The 14,494-nt window shown below is 49.7% G+C and carries 12 protein-coding genes; 3 read left to right on the top strand and 9 right to left on the bottom strand.

All coding sequences use genetic code 11. The features are described from left to right. Nucleotides 1-306: 306 nt before the first annotated feature. The 3 genes from ABDB91_RS15765 to ABDB91_RS15755 are packed head-to-tail and all read right to left on the bottom strand — an operon-like array spanning nt 307 to nt 3,520. Nucleotides 307-1,068, bottom strand: a complete 762-nt coding sequence (locus tag ABDB91_RS15765; protein ID WP_347488642.1) for a fumarate reductase iron-sulfur subunit — start codon at nt 1,066-1,068, stop codon at nt 307-309. Continuing rightward, nucleotides 1,068-2,891 (bottom strand): fumarate reductase flavoprotein subunit, encoded by a 1,824-nt coding sequence (locus ABDB91_RS15760; RefSeq protein WP_347488641.1) that lies wholly within the window; start codon nt 2,889-2,891, stop codon nt 1,068-1,070. The genes ABDB91_RS15765 and ABDB91_RS15760 overlap by 1 nt, the downstream gene beginning before the upstream one ends. Next, on the bottom strand, nt 2,888-3,520 hold the full coding sequence (locus ABDB91_RS15755) for a succinate dehydrogenase (RefSeq protein ID WP_347488640.1): 633 nt from the start codon (nt 3,518-3,520) through the stop codon (nt 2,888-2,890). Before ABDB91_RS15755 ends, ABDB91_RS15760 begins: the two co-directional genes overlap by 4 nt. A 599-nt stretch (nt 3,521-4,119) precedes the next feature. Between ABDB91_RS15755 and spoVT the strand changes: the two genes are divergently transcribed. Then, a complete protein-coding gene (spoVT, locus tag ABDB91_RS15750; RefSeq protein ID WP_347488639.1) occupies nt 4,120-4,653 on the top strand; it encodes a stage V sporulation protein T in 534 nt (177 codons plus the stop codon). A gap of 656 nt (nt 4,654-5,309) precedes the next feature. Here the strand turns inward: spoVT and ABDB91_RS15745 are convergent. After that, the gene (locus tag ABDB91_RS15745) at nt 5,310-8,090 is read right to left on the bottom strand and encodes a 1,4-alpha-glucan branching protein domain-containing protein (RefSeq protein WP_347488638.1); all 2,781 of its coding nucleotides are present in this window, start codon (nt 8,088-8,090) and stop codon (nt 5,310-5,312) included. A 16-nt stretch (nt 8,091-8,106) separates the two neighbouring features. Further along, nucleotides 8,107-8,607 carry a DUF4912 domain-containing protein gene (locus ABDB91_RS15740; RefSeq protein WP_347488637.1) on the bottom strand — a complete coding sequence of 167 codons (501 nt, stop codon included), beginning with the start codon at nt 8,605-8,607 and terminating at the stop codon, nt 8,107-8,109. Between the two features lie 249 nt (nt 8,608-8,856). Here ABDB91_RS15740 and glgP point away from each other — a divergent pair, with 249 nt between their 5' ends. Together glgP and ABDB91_RS15730 are read left to right on the top strand one after the other, a co-directional pair. Continuing rightward, entirely contained in the window at nt 8,857-11,475 is a 2,619-nt protein-coding gene (glgP, locus tag ABDB91_RS15735; protein WP_347488636.1) for an alpha-glucan family phosphorylase, read from the top strand. Nucleotides 11,476-11,631: 156 nt separating this feature from the next. Next, on the top strand, nt 11,632-12,210 hold the full coding sequence (locus ABDB91_RS15730; protein WP_347488635.1) for a uracil-DNA glycosylase: 579 nt from the start codon (nt 11,632-11,634) through the stop codon (nt 12,208-12,210). 4 nt (nt 12,211-12,214) lie between these two features. Here ABDB91_RS15730 and ABDB91_RS15725 read toward each other — a convergent pair whose 3' ends face one another. The 4 genes from ABDB91_RS15725 to ABDB91_RS15710 all read right to left on the bottom strand — a co-directional run bounded on the left by ABDB91_RS15725 (nt 12,215) and on the right by ABDB91_RS15710 (nt 14,436). Beyond that, entirely contained in the window at nt 12,215-12,691 is a 477-nt protein-coding gene (locus ABDB91_RS15725; protein ID WP_347488634.1) for a hypothetical protein, read from the bottom strand. Between the two features lie 184 nt (nt 12,692-12,875). After that, nucleotides 12,876-13,052, bottom strand: coding sequence for a hypothetical protein (locus ABDB91_RS15720; protein ID WP_347488633.1), 177 nt, complete (start codon nt 13,050-13,052; stop codon nt 12,876-12,878). A 201-nt stretch (nt 13,053-13,253) separates the two neighbouring features. Further along, nucleotides 13,254-13,496: a hypothetical protein gene (locus ABDB91_RS15715; protein ID WP_347488632.1), complete on the bottom strand. Its 243-nt coding sequence runs from the start codon at nt 13,494-13,496 to the stop codon at nt 13,254-13,256. A gap of 262 nt (nt 13,497-13,758) precedes the next feature. Beyond that, nucleotides 13,759-14,436, bottom strand: a complete 678-nt coding sequence (locus tag ABDB91_RS15710) for a hypothetical protein (RefSeq protein ID WP_347488631.1) — start codon at nt 14,434-14,436, stop codon at nt 13,759-13,761. Nucleotides 14,437-14,494: the final 58 nt, after the last annotated feature.

The following is a 14,494-nucleotide window of genomic DNA, read 5'->3' as shown; positions in this document are numbered from 1 at the left end:
AATTATCATGCGTTGCACGCACTACGATAAACGAATATATGTCATTGCTGGCTAATGTCATTGCGAGCGTAGCGAAGCAATCCATACTCCGAAGCTGGTCTCCCAAAGAAATGCGGGCTGCAAGCGAGATTGCTTCGTCGCTTCGCAGCCCGCAATGACGGACTTTAATAAGTATCACAGATTTTATTCATAGCGATGACGTACTATACTGCATTTTATCTTTTTATGGGCGCCGTATAATGGCATGGCTGTTTTGGGAAAATCTGCTTAGATAAAGTTAATAAAGTTAAAGCCTGACCCCTTATATTAGCCGATTCCCATTTTAATTTTACTCTCCTGCTTAATGCCCAAGCCGATGGAAGCCATCTTGCGCCGGACAAAAGCCAGTTGCATCTGCAGGGGCAGTTCCATGGGACAGTTATCGTCACAGGCCATTAGGCCCATGCAGCCGAAGGTCCCTTCCTCGCAGCCTACTATTTCAAAATATTGCTCCGGAGTGCGTTCATCCCGGGGGTCCACCATGAACCGGGCTACCCGGTTGATGCCCGCCGCGCCTAAAAACTCGTCCCGGATATTGGCGGTAGCACAGCCCGATATACAGCAGCCGCACTCAATGCAGCGTTCCGCCTCGTATATCTCCAGGGCGGTTTTATTGTCCATGTGCTCTTCCTGCTTGGCGGAATCAAAGGTTTTGCCGGTATGCACCCATGATTCGGTTTTCAGAGACAGGTTCCTGAACCAGGTGCCGGTGTCCACGGACAAATCGCCGATTAATTTAAACACGGGCAGCGGGAATAGTTTTATTTTCTTGGGCAGTGTATTGGTTAGCGTTTTGCAAGCCAGTTTGGGACGCCCGTTGATGATCATGGCGCAGGAGCCGCAAATGGCGGCCCGGCACACGAAGTCAAACATCAATGACGGGTCCTGTTGTTCCCGAATCATATTCAGTGCCACAAATATGGTCATGCCCGTGGTTTCTTTGAGTTTATATGTCTGCATGTGCGGCTTAATTTCGGGTCTGGCAGGATTATAACGAAATATTTCAAAGGTTAACTCACGATCAGCCATTATTTGCCTCCTTTTGATTGAGCCGAGGATTCGCCGTAACCGCGGTCCCCAGGTGGCAGTTCGGTGATCTTGACGGGCTCATATTTCAATTCGGGCAGATCTGCATCTTGGGGCCAGTAAGCCAAAGTGCGCTTAAGCCAGTTGGTGTCATCCCGCTTGGGATAATCCTCCCGGGCGTGGCTGCCGCGGCTTTCCGTGCGCGTCAGTGCGCCATAGGCTATGCATAGCGCCAGGCGGACCATGCCGGTCATGCGCAGTGCCTGAGCCAGTTCCGGGTTGGGTCCTTCGCCGTTGGATTCTAAACCGATCTTGAGCGAGCGGTGATATACTTCCCGCAGGTTATCGACGGCTTTCTGCAAATCTGTACCATTGCGGAAAATACCCACGTAGTCCATTAGATTCTTTTCCATCTCGTTGCGGACATCATATACGTTTTCTTTGCCGTTCCAACCGTGCACCAGTGCTTTGATGCGGTTCTCCTGCTCTTTAACAGCGTCATCAACCAGTTTGTAACTGTATGACAAGGTGGCGTCTTTAGTATATTCGGCCACTTTTTTACCGATAATCCGGCCGGCCGTAATAGTTTCAGCCAGGGAGTTGCCGCCCAGGCGGTTGAAACCGTGCAGGTCCCAGCAAGCTGCCTCGCCTGCGGCAAACAGGTTTTTCAGACCGTAAGCGGCGCCGTCCTTATTGGTGCGTACGCCGCCCATGCTGTAGTGCTGGGTGGGCCGCACGGGGATTAAATCTTTAACCGGGTCGACGCCGGCAAAATTGCGGGCAATGTTGGCGATTTCCCGTAAATTAGTATTGATATGCTGGGCACCCAGGTGCCGGATATCCAGCCACAGGTGTGGGCCGTAAGGGCTGTCTACGCCGTGACCGGCCCGTATATGCTGGGTCATGCGGCGGGACACCACGTCCCGGGAGGCCAGTTCTTTCTTCTTGGGCTCATAATCCGGCATAAAGCGGTATTTGTTTTTATCCAGCAAGTAGCCGCCGTCGCCCCGGGCACCTTCGGTAATGAGAATCCATACCGGCACCATGCCTGTGGGGTGAAATTGAACTGCTTCCATATTACCAAGGGGAATGATGCCTGTGTTCAGGGCCACGAACATGCCGTTGCCTTCGTTTATAACAGCGTTGGTTGAGGCGCTGTACAGCCGGCCGTAGCCGCCGGTGCAGATGACAGTGGTTTTGGCTATATAAACCCGCAGGTCGCCTGTACGCAGGCAGCGGGCCACCACGCCAATGCATTGCTCCCCGTCGTGAATAAGAGAGATGGCCTCGGTGCGGTCATGCACCGTGATGCCCATTTTAATCACCATGCTGTCCATAGTATATAGCAGGGTATGTCCCGTGCCGTCAGCGGTATAACAGGTGCGCCATTTGGCGGTGCCGCCGAAGTCCCGGGCGGTGATTAACCCCTCTTTTTCTTTTTTCTCTTCCAGCATTCTGCCGTCGGGGAGCTTTCTCTGGCCCGCTACCACACGGTTCCAGGGTACACCCCAGATGGCCATTTCCCTAACCGCCAGGGGGGCGTTTTCTACGAACAGCCTGGCTACTTCCTGGTCACAGCCCCAGTCGGAACCTTTTACGGTGTCTGCAAAGTGTACATCGGAGTTATCGCCTTCGCCCATGGCGCAATTGCCCAAAGATGCCTGCATGCCTCCCTGGGCTGCGGTACTGTGCGAACGGCGCGGCGGCACCAGGCTGAGCAGTGTCACATCATGTCCCGCGGAAGCCGCCTCCACGGCAATTCTTTCACCGGCCAGGCCCGCACCTACGATTAGTACATCGGTTATGTGTGTTTGGTATATGCTCATAGGGTACCTCCTAACTGGACAAAGACCACCATTGCCGCCAGTCCCAGGACAAGTATAATGGCGGTAATAGCTTTAGAAATATAGCCGATGGGTTTGCGCGGGAACCAGCCCCACTTGACGAACTGGCGGTAAATGCCAAATCCCGCGTGATATTCGCCAACGATGAGCAGTATTAGATAGAACCACCAAAATGATTCCATGCGCTGGGCACTGGTAAAGTCACGGATAGGCCACCCTGTGACCACCAGCCATACGTGAATACTGGCCAGTACCAAAATAGCCATACCGGTAATGGCCTGAAACACCCAGGTCCAGGTATCGGTATGACGCAGCATCTTGGCGTGCTGCCAGACAATGCGCTGTTCCTGCATCCGGGTGGGTATGCGGCGTCCCGCGATAACAAAGTGCATGAGTGCAACCACTACAACAAACGGGATGCCGATGTAAGACAAGTAATAAGTATCCAAAAGTTCGGATAATAAGTTAAACGTTTCCGGGGAGATTAATATGGTAGCCACGAAAAGCATGTGGGTCCATAAAAATCCCACCAGGATAAACCCGCTGGTTAATTCAATCAGATCCAGATACAGGTCGGTCTTGTTGCTTCTAGCTAGGGTTCTCTGTAGCAACAGCTTCTTCTCCTTTCTTATTGGGGTTGTAGTAGCCGGCCCGGCGTTGGGGGGTGGGCTTGTTTTCTATAACTATCGCCTCCTTTGAAATATATAATTAAATTATTTGCTAATTCGTTTATCTAAAAATTTTAAATCAGTTTAGTATTTAAAAATTAGACACCGATTGATAAAGTTCCTTTAATTAAGGAATTTATTTTACTGCCGGTTGTTTTGCTGTGTGTCGGCTTTTTATGTAGTTTAGGGGCTATCGCAACAGTTGGTGTTTTATATAGCAACTTTTGTGCCTGAGTGTAGGCAATGGTATTTCTGGCTGCTGTCAATGAAAAAGTTTATAATTTTTAATATTTAAAAATTGATTTTAAAAAATTTTTTAAAATTAAGTCAATTGAGGGGGGGTTACCATAAAGTGTTATTTTTTTTTAATGTAGCTTTTATATAGCACTTTTATGGGCAAAATTCCTACATAACACTGGTTTTGCTTGAATTTAAAACGGATTTGGGTTTTTAAAAAGGTATTTTTTTGCAATGGTTTCCTGTAATGGTTTGGTCAAAATTAGGATACTACTAAAGCAAGACTTAATAGAGGAGGTACAGGGATGAAAGCCACTGGCATTGTGAGAAGAATAGACGATCTTGGCCGTGTAGTTATTCCCAAAGAAATCAGGCGCACCATGCGAATCCGTGAAGGCGAACCATTGGAGATATATGTTGACCGTGAGGGGGAAGTGATTTTAAAGAAATATTCTCCCATTAATGAATTGGGTGAGTTTGCCAAGGAGTATGCCGATTCGCTGCATGAGGCTCTGGGACATGTGGTATGTATTGCTGACCGTGATGAAATAATTGCTGTTTCGGGCGGATTAAAAAAAGAATTAATGAAAAAGCCCATTAGTGGTATGCTTGAGGAGATCATTAACAACCGGCAGACCCGGATAGTCGAAGAGGAGCACAGCTTTACTGTGGATGACCGTACGATGCTTAAAAACAGCGTTATATCCCCTATTATTGCCAACGGGGATGCCATCGGCGCCGTGATCATCACTACCAGCGGAGAGGCCCGCATGGGCGATCTGGAGAAAAAACTCTCGGAAACAGCGGCCTCGTTTTTAGCCAAACAAATGGAAGAATAAACGCCTTGCGGGGCGTTTATTTTTGCGTTTCTTATTGCAACTTTTCGATTATCAAAATTGTGTCGGTTAAAATTTACCAGTAATAGCCGGCTGTTAAAGCGGGCAATATAATAATGCAAGGTTCGTAATGGCCGAGCCAAGATTGTTATGGGGTCGTAAAGGCTCTGTAACAGTCGGCCAAAGATTAATATCGGGTCGTAAGGCTCGGTATTAGTCGGCGGGCAGATCGGTAAATGTTGTGGCAGGCTATATAATAGTCCTAAAGATTATTATATGGTCGTAAGGGATGTTTACCGGTCGAGCTAAGATTATTATGGGTGCCGTATATTTTAACCGTGGTTGTTAATTTTTTGGGTTTGTAATAGTCGAGAGATTATTATAGGCTCATCAGGTATCCATAATGGTCGAGCAAAGATCATTATGGGTGTCGTAATGGTTCATGACAGCCGAAAGGTTGCCGTGGGCTATGCAGATACTCATAGTGGTTGTAGCGCAGGTCATTACGGGCTTGAAGTTGAAATCCCCTTCCCTTTTTGGGAAGGGGATTTCTTTTTGCTTCCGGGTTTTGGTGATATGGAGCATGATAAGTATTAAGTCCGGTGGCCATAACAGGTCGCTTTGTGTTATTTCATAATATGGGGTTATCATAGTTCGTTTCAATTAGTTGAAATCCGGCTGATGGCCCCGGCGTAAACTTTCAAAGTGGCGGCAGCAATCTGCTGCCAGTTAAATTTAACGGCTACGTTGCGCCTGGCCCGCCTGGTAAAATGCTGGGCCAGCTCGGGGTTGTTAAGCAGCTCGGCAATGTAATGGGCCAGCATAGCGGCATCACCGGGCGGTGCGCAGTAGCCGTCCACGCCGTGCTCAATAATATCCCGCAGTCCCCCGGTTTCAGACACCACCACAGGTATACCCGCGGCCATTGCTTCCAGTGCTACGATACCGAAGGGTTCATAAAGGCTGGGGAAAACAGCCACATCAGATCGGCCCAGCAGTTCGTTGCGAGCGTGGTCATTGACAAAGCCTACAAAACTCACCTGGCCGGCCACGTCCAGTCTTTGAGCCAGATCGGCCAGATCGGACTGGTATGGCCCTTTACCGGCAATAAGCAGTCTGACCGGCCCAGCCTTTTGCATGACCAGCGGCAGTGCTTCGATTAATACTTGTACGCCTTTCTCAGGTACCAGGCGGCCCAGAAAAACGATGCTTTTTTCCCGACTGTTTTCGGACGGTGCTTTTTCCCGTTCGGGTAAAATATTTTCCGGCTCTACCCCGTTGGGAATAACGATTATTTTGTCAGCCGGCTGGTTAAATAAACGGGCGATTTCTTGGCTCATGTAACGGCTGCAGCCGATAATTAAAGCGGCTCGTTCGGTAAGCTTTTGTTCCAGACTGTGAATATGCTTTTGTAAATCGGAGTGCAGACCCTGGTTGCGCCCGTATTCGGTAGCATGGATGGTGGCCACCAGCGGCAGGTTCATCCGGTTGCATATTTGACCGCCTGCTTCGCCCACCAGCCAATCGTGAGCGTGTACCAGGTCGAAGGGCCCGAATACCTCCGCCAGCTTGCCGGACAGTTCGAGCATGCCGCTATTAAGCTGCCCTACCCACTCCATAAAATTTTCCGCGTTAAGCAAATCAGTGGGGATGCGGTGTACGTGTACGCCTTGTTCCAGGCTGTAGACGCCCTTGCTTGATACCGGGCAGGTGATTACGTGCACTTCGTCCCCCAGGGCCGCCAGGGCGCATGATAGATCATGGACATGTCTGGCCAGTCCGCCTACTGTTTTAGGAGGGTATTCCCAGGATAATATTAAAATGCGGTAGCTCGCCCGTGTGGTGGCCGGGCGTTCGGTTGTGCCGTGGGTGCAATAAACGTGATAATCGATATTCGGCAGGAACTTGGACCGCGCTTCTATACCCTCTAATATATCAATATGGATGTCGCCGGTTTCCAGCATCCGGGCCAGTGTATTGAACCGGCCGATATGGTTTTTAAAGCGCTGTACCGCATATTCTGTCGCTGTGTCCGAGTGAATGATAAAGGGCCAGTCGCTGCTCTGGGCCAGCAGCAGCTCCCGGGCGGCCTGGTTCAAACATCTTTGCTGCAGACCTTGCGCATTACGGTGACTGTCGGCCAGCCCGGTCATTTTATCTTCGGCCTGATGCAGATGCTTGTAGATCCAGTCGGTGGACGGGTTAAGCCAGAACTGGTTATAACCGCCCTCGCCCCAACTGCACATGGGCAGCTCCACTGCCTGGTTGTCCGGATACTCCTGCAGGTATTCAGCCGGAGTGACCAGGCGCAATGAGCTGTTGGCGGCGGCTTCCCGGCAAAGGAAATTCAGCCAGGCCGGACCCTCAAACCACCAGTGCCCGAACAGTTCGGCGTCATAAGGAGCCACTGCCAGCGGGCGGCGGTTCATATTGCGGGCCGCCCTGGTTAGCTGTTCGCAGCGCCGTTGTAAAAAATCTTCGGCGTGGCGGGCCGCCTGTTCTCTGGCCATGGCGGGCAGGTAGGGCTCCTTGTGCGGACCGCCGCCGGTGATGCGGTGGTACTTAAACCCGGTATCCACCCGGATATTATCACCGGGCAGAAATGGCCCGATATAATCCAAGGGCAGATCAAAGCCGATATCCCGGTAAAATTCTCTGTATAAGGGGTCGCCCGGGTAGCCGCCGTGCCGGTCCCACACCTGCCGGGAGGATGCGGGGTCCCGCCCGAAAGCGGCCACCCCGGTTTCGGTGCAGACCGGCGCGTAGGTGCTAAATAATGGAGATGGCTTACAGTTGGTAATGCCGTGGCTGTCCACAAAGAAATAACCGATCCGGTAATCTTTAAGCATTTTTTCCAGGCCCGGTGCATAGGCGCACTCGGGCAGCCACATGCCCGCGGGCGGGTGGCCGAAATAACCTGTGTACAGTTCCAGGGCTGTCTGGATTTGGGCCCGCCAGCTGGACCGGTTGGCCATTAGCGGTAAAAAGCCGTGGGTGGCGCAAGTGGTTATTACCTCCAAACAACCCTGCCGCTGCAGTTTTTTAAATGGTTTAATCAAGTCGCCGTTATACAGTTCATACTGTTTTTTTATTTCAGAAAGTGTTTCGAGATAAAAACCGGCCAGATGCCTGTAGTCCGGGTCGCCTTGGAGGCGTTCACGTTCCATACCGGCCAATACGATGGACTTTTGCAGGTGTTCCAAATAACGTTCCTGCAGCATTTGGTCGTTTAACATGGTGATTAAAGTGGGGGAGAGAGAAAAGGTGAGCCGAAAAGGCACTCCGTCCTCTTGCAGTGACTCAAATACATTCAGCAGCGGTAAGTAGCATTCGGTCAGTGCTTCAAACAGCCACCTTTCTTCCATCATTTCAGGCATTTCAGGGTGATGTATATAGGGGAGGTGCCCGTGCAGTACCAGTGCCAGGTAACCGGTGCTCATTATGTCACCCCCATTGTCAGGATGCTTCGTTAATGCCCATGTAAAAGGACATTTGCTGAATTAACTCTTTGACTGTTTGTGTAGGCAGTGCCGCAGGGATAATGGCGGTCTCCTGCAGATGCTCCACAGGCCGCCATTTTGCCTGACTTGTTGTGGCTGAAGGCGCGGCTGGCGGCATATTAACGGTATTGGATTTGATTATGCTATAAAAAACACCGTTTTGTTCCCAGCCCATATCCGCCTGGTAACGGCAGCCCGGCTTTAGTTCATTGAAATACCAGTTATCGGTGAAGGCGGGTAAAAGTATACTATTTAACAATCCGGGCTGTTCGTGCGCTAATTGCTCCGGGGGCAGTTCAAATAAGCGTAATACCTGCTGGTGTTCCTTTATAGCCTTACATTGGCTGAAGGCCAGCTGCCAGTATAAGTAAACGGTATAAGGGTCGACCACCAGCAAAACCATTTTGTTTTCGTCATACCACTGGGGCAATTCCATCCGGTCGATGAGCTTTAACATAATAATCACCTTCTTATTGGAAATTAAATCCTCATTTTTTGTAAAGCCGTTCCTAAAGCATGGAGTTAGGTAAAATTACTTAAAGTATAGCAGAGTTTTCGAGAAATCTATGCAAAATTATGTTAAGATTATGTAAAAAATAAAAATTATGCTAAGGGAGTTTAAATTACTAATAAAAGCGGACCGGCCATATTATAATATTTAGGGTTGGAATAAAAAATGCAATTGATGTGAGTGGAGGTATTTAGCATGTTTTCGTATCGCACTGTTACGGTCATCCCTCGTTTACCCGGGGAGATTAAGCGGTTGAGGGAATTAGCCTATAATCTCTATTTTAGCTGGAACGATTGTGCCGTGGACTTGTTCAGGGCTATTAACCGGGATTTATGGGAGGAAGTCTACCATAACCCTGTGCAGTTTTTATTGCAAGTAAACGAAGTAGATTTGCAAAGGGCGGCGGCCAATGAGCAATTTTTAGGCCAGTATCGTCGGGCGATAGACTCATTCGATATATATATGCAGCAGCAAACCTGGTATGATAAACACATTACGCAGTGCAGTACGGCAGGGCGGAAGGCGCCGGAACCGCAAAGCGAGTGTGCAAGCAATAAGAAAAAAACCGATGGCGAAAATTGCTTAATTGCTTATTTCTCAGCCGAATTTGGCCTGCATGAATCATATCCCACCTATTCCGGCGGCCTGGGTCTGCTGGCCGGGGATCATTGCAAGGCGGCCAGTGACCTCGGACTGCCTTTTGTGGGCGTGGGACTATTATATAAGCACGGCTATTTTACCCAGCTGATTAACCGGGAAGGGTGCCAGGAAGCGCATTATCGCTATCAAAATTTTAGTATTTTGCCCATCACTCCGGCCCTTGACGGCAGCGGCCGGGATTTGGTGGTGGAGGTTGACCTGCCGGGTCGGCAGGTGCAGGCCCGGGTATGGCATATGCAAGTTGGTAGAATCAGTATTTTTTTTCTGGATGCTGATTTGCCGGTCAACAGTCGTGAAGACCGGGAGCTTACCGGGCAGTTGTACGGCGGCGATAAGGAAACGCGCATTGGCCAGGAAATATTGCTGGGTATAGGCGGGGTAAGGGCGCTCAGAGCCCTGGGATTAGCACCTACTGTGTGGCACATTAATGAGGGTCACGCCGCATTTTTACTGCTAGAGCGTCTGCGGGAGCTGGTGGAGGATAAGGGGTTGTCGGCGGGTACGGCGCTGGAGGCTCTGAGAGCGGACACTTTATTTACCACCCATACTCCGGTGCCTGCCGGGCATGATGTATTCAGCGAGGAAATGATAGATCGTTATTTTAGTTATTTGTACGGGCGGTTGGGTGTCGCCCGGGAGCAGTTTATGCAGCTGGCTTCCGATCAGGAGCGTAGCGGCTTCAACATGACTATGCTGGCCTTGAAGCAGTGCGGTTTTTCCAATGGAGTCAGCCGTTTGCACGGCGCTGTGTCCCGCTCCATGTTTCATCATCTTTACCCGGGCGTTCCCCTGGAGGAAGTGCCTGTCGGGCAGGTGACCAATGGCGTGCATACCCTAACCTGGCTGGCCCCGGAGATGCGCGAACTGTTTAACAGGTACCTGAGTCGGGAATGGAAGCGGTGTGTATTTTATCCCCCCGATTGGGAGAAGGTGAGCGGTATCCCTGAGCGAGAGCTGTGGGAAGTTCACGCGGGTTTAAAACAGAAGATGATTATCTTAGCTCGCCATCACCTGGCCCAGCAGCGGGTGCGTAACCAGGAAACGCCGGATAAGGTAAATGAAGTGGAAAGCTGCCTGGATCCCAAGGCTTTGACCATTGGCTTTGCCCGCCGGTTTGCCACCTATAAGCGGGCTGGCTTGCTATTCAGGGACAAAGACAGGCTGGCCGCGCTGGTCAATAACCGCGAGTTGCCGCTGCAGTTTATCTTTGCCGGCAAGGCTCATCCCGCCGATCGGCCGGGACAGGATCTGATTAAATTAATTAATGAAATTTCTGCCGATGATCGCTTTCGGGGTAAGGTTATTTTTTTAGAAAACTATGATATTAATATTTCACGCTATTTATTGCAGGGAGTGGATGTGTGGCTGAATACCCCCCGCCGTCCGATGGAGGCCAGTGGTACCAGCGGTATGAAGGCCGCTGTCAACGGTGTACTGAATTGCAGCGTGCTGGACGGCTGGTGGCCCGAGGCTTATAATGGAGAAAACGGGTTTGCCGTGGGTGAGGACTGGGATTTCCCCGATGATGAGGCTCGTGATCAGCATGATTTTTACGCGCTGTATGCGCTGCTGGAAAAAGTAATTATTCCGGCTTATTATGACCAAACGAACGGGGTGCCCCGAAAATGGGTGAAGTGGATGAAACAGTCCATTATAACTATTGCCCCGCATTTCAGCACCGAGCGGATGGTGCAGGAATATGCTCAAGAGTATTACTTGCGGGCTAATCAAAGAAGCCAAACATTTAGTGCGGACGGATATCGGGCAGCCGGAGAATTGTACGAGTTGAAAAGGTTCTTGCGTGATAACTGGCACCATATACAAATTTATAGCGTTGAAACCGGCGGCGCCGAAAGTATGCATCCGGAAGAAAAATTAACGGTGCGGGCCACCGTAGAGCTGGGCCCGGTACGTCGGGAGCACGTGTGCGTGGAAATGGTGTATGGTAAAGCCACCAGATGGGGGCTGCAGTCAATTAAAACTATGGCTTTACATGAGGAGCGCGCGTCCGGCGAACAGGGGCGGGTTGTTTATACGGGAGACATCAGCCTGCCTCAGGGCACCTTTGGCTACACGGTACGCGTTCGCCCTCACAGCCCGCACTTTGCCCACCACTTTGAATTGCCTCTGGTCTGCTGGGCATCATCATTATAGGAAGTGTATAGGAAGTGTAGGGACGGTTCTCTTGCTTTTTCTCAGCCATTCCCAGTCCTAGTCCAACAAATGTGATGTTTATCTTACTTTACTGCATTTATCAGTGCCTAAAGCACTAACAAGCGGTAAATTTACTTAGCATATAAAGAGGTGCTTATGAAGGAAAAGTTGTTGCGGCAGTTGTACAGTCACATAATAAATTGTTGTTGTCCGTGCCCGGGGGAGAGAACGGGGGCCGGATTGGTCAGAGACCGCGGTAATTACGAAGCCGGCGTTGTTTTTTTGGGCGAAGCGCCGGGGGGCGAAGAAATCAAGCAGGGCATGCCCTTCGTCGGTCAAGCCGGGCTTAATTTAGATGGGTATTTGAAGTTGGCCGGCCTGGGGCGCAAAGATATATTAATTACCAATACGGTAAAATGCCGCCCCACACAAAATAGCGGACGGGCTAATCGCAAGCCCGGGACATGTGAAATAAAACACTGTGCCCGTTGGTTGGATGAAGAATTGGCGATATTGTCGCCCGGGGTGATTGTCACCCTGGGTGATGTAGCTTTGAAAAGGCTGGGCGGCGGCAGTATGCGTATAGGCAGCTGCCATGGCCGGTCCTTTGAACTGGAGAAATACATCGTATTTCCCATGTATCACCCGGCGGCGTCTATTTACCGCCGGGCATTGAAAGAGGTAATTGAGGAGGATTTCAATAAGCTGGGTGTTTGGCTGCGGGAGAGGCAGTAAACTTTTACTTGATTAGTAAGATGCGTCTGTTCGTCAATCGGTCATGAATTTGTTCAAATAACAATCCCGCACCAAACCACAGCGGAGCCATGTCCAGGCGAATCAGGCCTGCTATTTGCCAGCCGTCCCGGTAAATCCACGGGCTGGTGCCGACAAAAGCGCGAATTAGTCCGCCCGTAGTTAACTCTACTGTCCAAATGACCAGCACCCAGATCATACCCCTCGGGTACCAGTGCAATGGGCGCATGATGTTGTGCAGCGGCTCAAAAAGCACCGCTAATCCGTAAATAGGCAGCATCCACAGGTACGTGTGGGCTGTTAAACGAGGATTGCCCTGCAGGCCGGACATGAGACCGGTAAAAATTACTTCCACATTCCAGCCCAAAAGTCCGTAGATAATAAATCTGGTAAACATGGCTATATTTTGTGCGCTTGTGGCCTGGTTATGCAAGAATGGGGTAAATAGTATTTGGCAAGTCATGGTAAATACGGCTGAAATGCTCGCCGATGGCGCGGCTGGGGTAAAGCTGAGCATCGGGGGTCCGGGTGGAATTCCATTCCACCTGAAGTAAAAACAGGGACTCCCACTATAGAAGTGGGAGTCCTGGAATTCGATAAATTTTAACCAATGATCCGGCAGCTCTCGGATATAGTTAATGGTTGTACTATTGCTGCTCTTCGTTTCCAACTGTGGGCCTGAACATATCCAGGGCTCCCAGCAGTATATGGGCCAGACCGAAACCCAGTATGCCGGCACCCCAGTAACCACCTACATACCAACCAATCAAAGAAACAATCACACCCAAACCAACTACGATCCAACTGGTTGTAATACCTTGCAAAAGTAACGCCTCCCGTATATTAATTTGTCCGAAAGCCAATCTTAGAAGTTATTTTATTAAATATATTGCCTGGGAAGGCATTTTCTATACACTGATGTATGGTAAGGTGTAATTCGCTGAACAGTTGACATTATTGCAATACTGAGATTACCGGTAATATAAAACACAAAAAAGTCCGGTGGCTGCCGGACGTATGGAAAGCTAAGAAATTTTCTGCAAATTTTCAGTTTGTTTCTGCCGCTTGGTTTGCATTTCTTCCGAATAATCGGTGGAAATGAGGTATAAGTTGACCCAGAGGTCATGCTCATTGTTTTTGCCTTCAAGCTCGTTAGCCAGTATTTTAAACTTTTTTTCCACCCGATCCTTAAACGAGGAAAACTCCACCAGCAAGTCCACAACTTCACGTTGACTGTAAGAGGCTCCTTCTTTAATAATCTTAGCCAAAAAGTATCACCCCTAATTAAACCTTTTACCATATTATAAGCCAATAGGTAAAATATGTTAAGGGGGAATATTTGTCTATTTAAATGATAAAACGTTGAAGGGAGGGCCCCGCGCAGGGCCCTCCCGGAAAACCTTTTACTTTTAATGTTATCCGCATACCCGTGTTTGGCCGTGGATTAACGGGCTATGTCATGTAGTATGCGTGATATCGGTCAAGAAAGATATCGTCTGTAACTACACAGGGTGATGCTGTGGTGTAAATTTAGAACCCGGTGTAATTAAATGCCGATGTGGAAAGCTGGTTATTCAAATTGGACATGTTTTGGTTCATTCGGTTAGCCAGCGCCTGCTGGGCTTGCTGGCTGATTTGCTGATTTTCCGCAAAGCTTTGGTTATGCTGCTGATTGCCGTAACCTTGTGCTAGATTCAAATGGCCCGGTGATGCATAGCCACCGAAGGATTGGTTATAGCTTTGTGTATAACCTGTTTGCATGGGTGAATAATAACCGCTGGTATACTGGGTACCAAGGCGCTGTTGCTGTTGCTGTTGCTGATAGGGCATGCTGGAGATATAATTGGGTTGGTATTGCTGGTTTTGACCAAACACGCCGGTAGTTTGTCCGGGGGCAAACTGGTTGCCGAAGGTGCCGAATTGCTGGCTATAGCCACCTGTGCCGAGTTGAGAAAGGTTCTGAGCCATGGGCTGGCTGGCCTGCTGGGCCGCACTGCTGACGCTGTTCAGGTCGTTATTAATTTGACCGCAAATTTGCTGAATTCTTTGCAGCTGCTGGGTGGCATTTACCTCATGCTGCTGCAGACGCTGCAGTTGGGCGGCGTTGCTCTGCTCGAACTGCTGCAATTGGGAAGTCATTTGAGAGATGTTGCTAACTTCTTGGCGCAATCTTTGAATTTGTTGTTGCAGTTGATAAATCTGATCCATTAACTTACCCCCTTGGAATTGTTTTGTTTAAAATCTTTCAAGCATATTATGTGCCAAA

The sequence above is a fragment of the Desulfoscipio sp. XC116 genome, assembly GCF_039851975.1.
Lineage (GTDB): Bacteria > Bacillota > Desulfotomaculia > Desulfotomaculales > Desulfallaceae > Sporotomaculum.
This window is presented reverse-complemented; position numbering and strand designations above follow the sequence as displayed.

Excerpts from the sequence above, each read along its gene's own strand:
- ABDB91_RS15725 (WP_347488634.1), bottom strand. The coding sequence starts at position 12,691 with ATGACTTGCCAAATACTATTTACCCCATTCTTGCATAACCAGGCCACA.
- ABDB91_RS15740 (WP_347488637.1), bottom strand. The coding sequence starts at position 8,607 with ATGTTAAAGCTCATCGACCGGATGGAATTGCCCCAGTGGTATGACGAA.
- ABDB91_RS15760 (WP_347488641.1), bottom strand. The coding sequence starts at position 2,891 with ATGAGCATATACCAAACACACATAACCGATGTACTAATCGTAGGTGCG.
- ABDB91_RS15710 (WP_347488631.1), bottom strand. The coding sequence starts at position 14,436 with ATGGATCAGATTTATCAACTGCAACAACAAATTCAAAGATTGCGCCAA.
- spoVT (WP_347488639.1), top strand. The coding sequence starts at position 4,120 with ATGAAAGCCACTGGCATTGTGAGAAGAATAGACGATCTTGGCCGTGTA.
- ABDB91_RS15730 (WP_347488635.1), top strand. The coding sequence starts at position 11,632 with ATGAAGGAAAAGTTGTTGCGGCAGTTGTACAGTCACATAATAAATTGT.
- glgP (WP_347488636.1), top strand. The coding sequence starts at position 8,857 with ATGTTTTCGTATCGCACTGTTACGGTCATCCCTCGTTTACCCGGGGAG.
- ABDB91_RS15745 (WP_347488638.1), bottom strand. The coding sequence starts at position 8,090 with ATGAGCACCGGTTACCTGGCACTGGTACTGCACGGGCACCTCCCCTAT.
- ABDB91_RS15765 (WP_347488642.1), bottom strand. The coding sequence starts at position 1,068 with ATGGCTGATCGTGAGTTAACCTTTGAAATATTTCGTTATAATCCTGCC.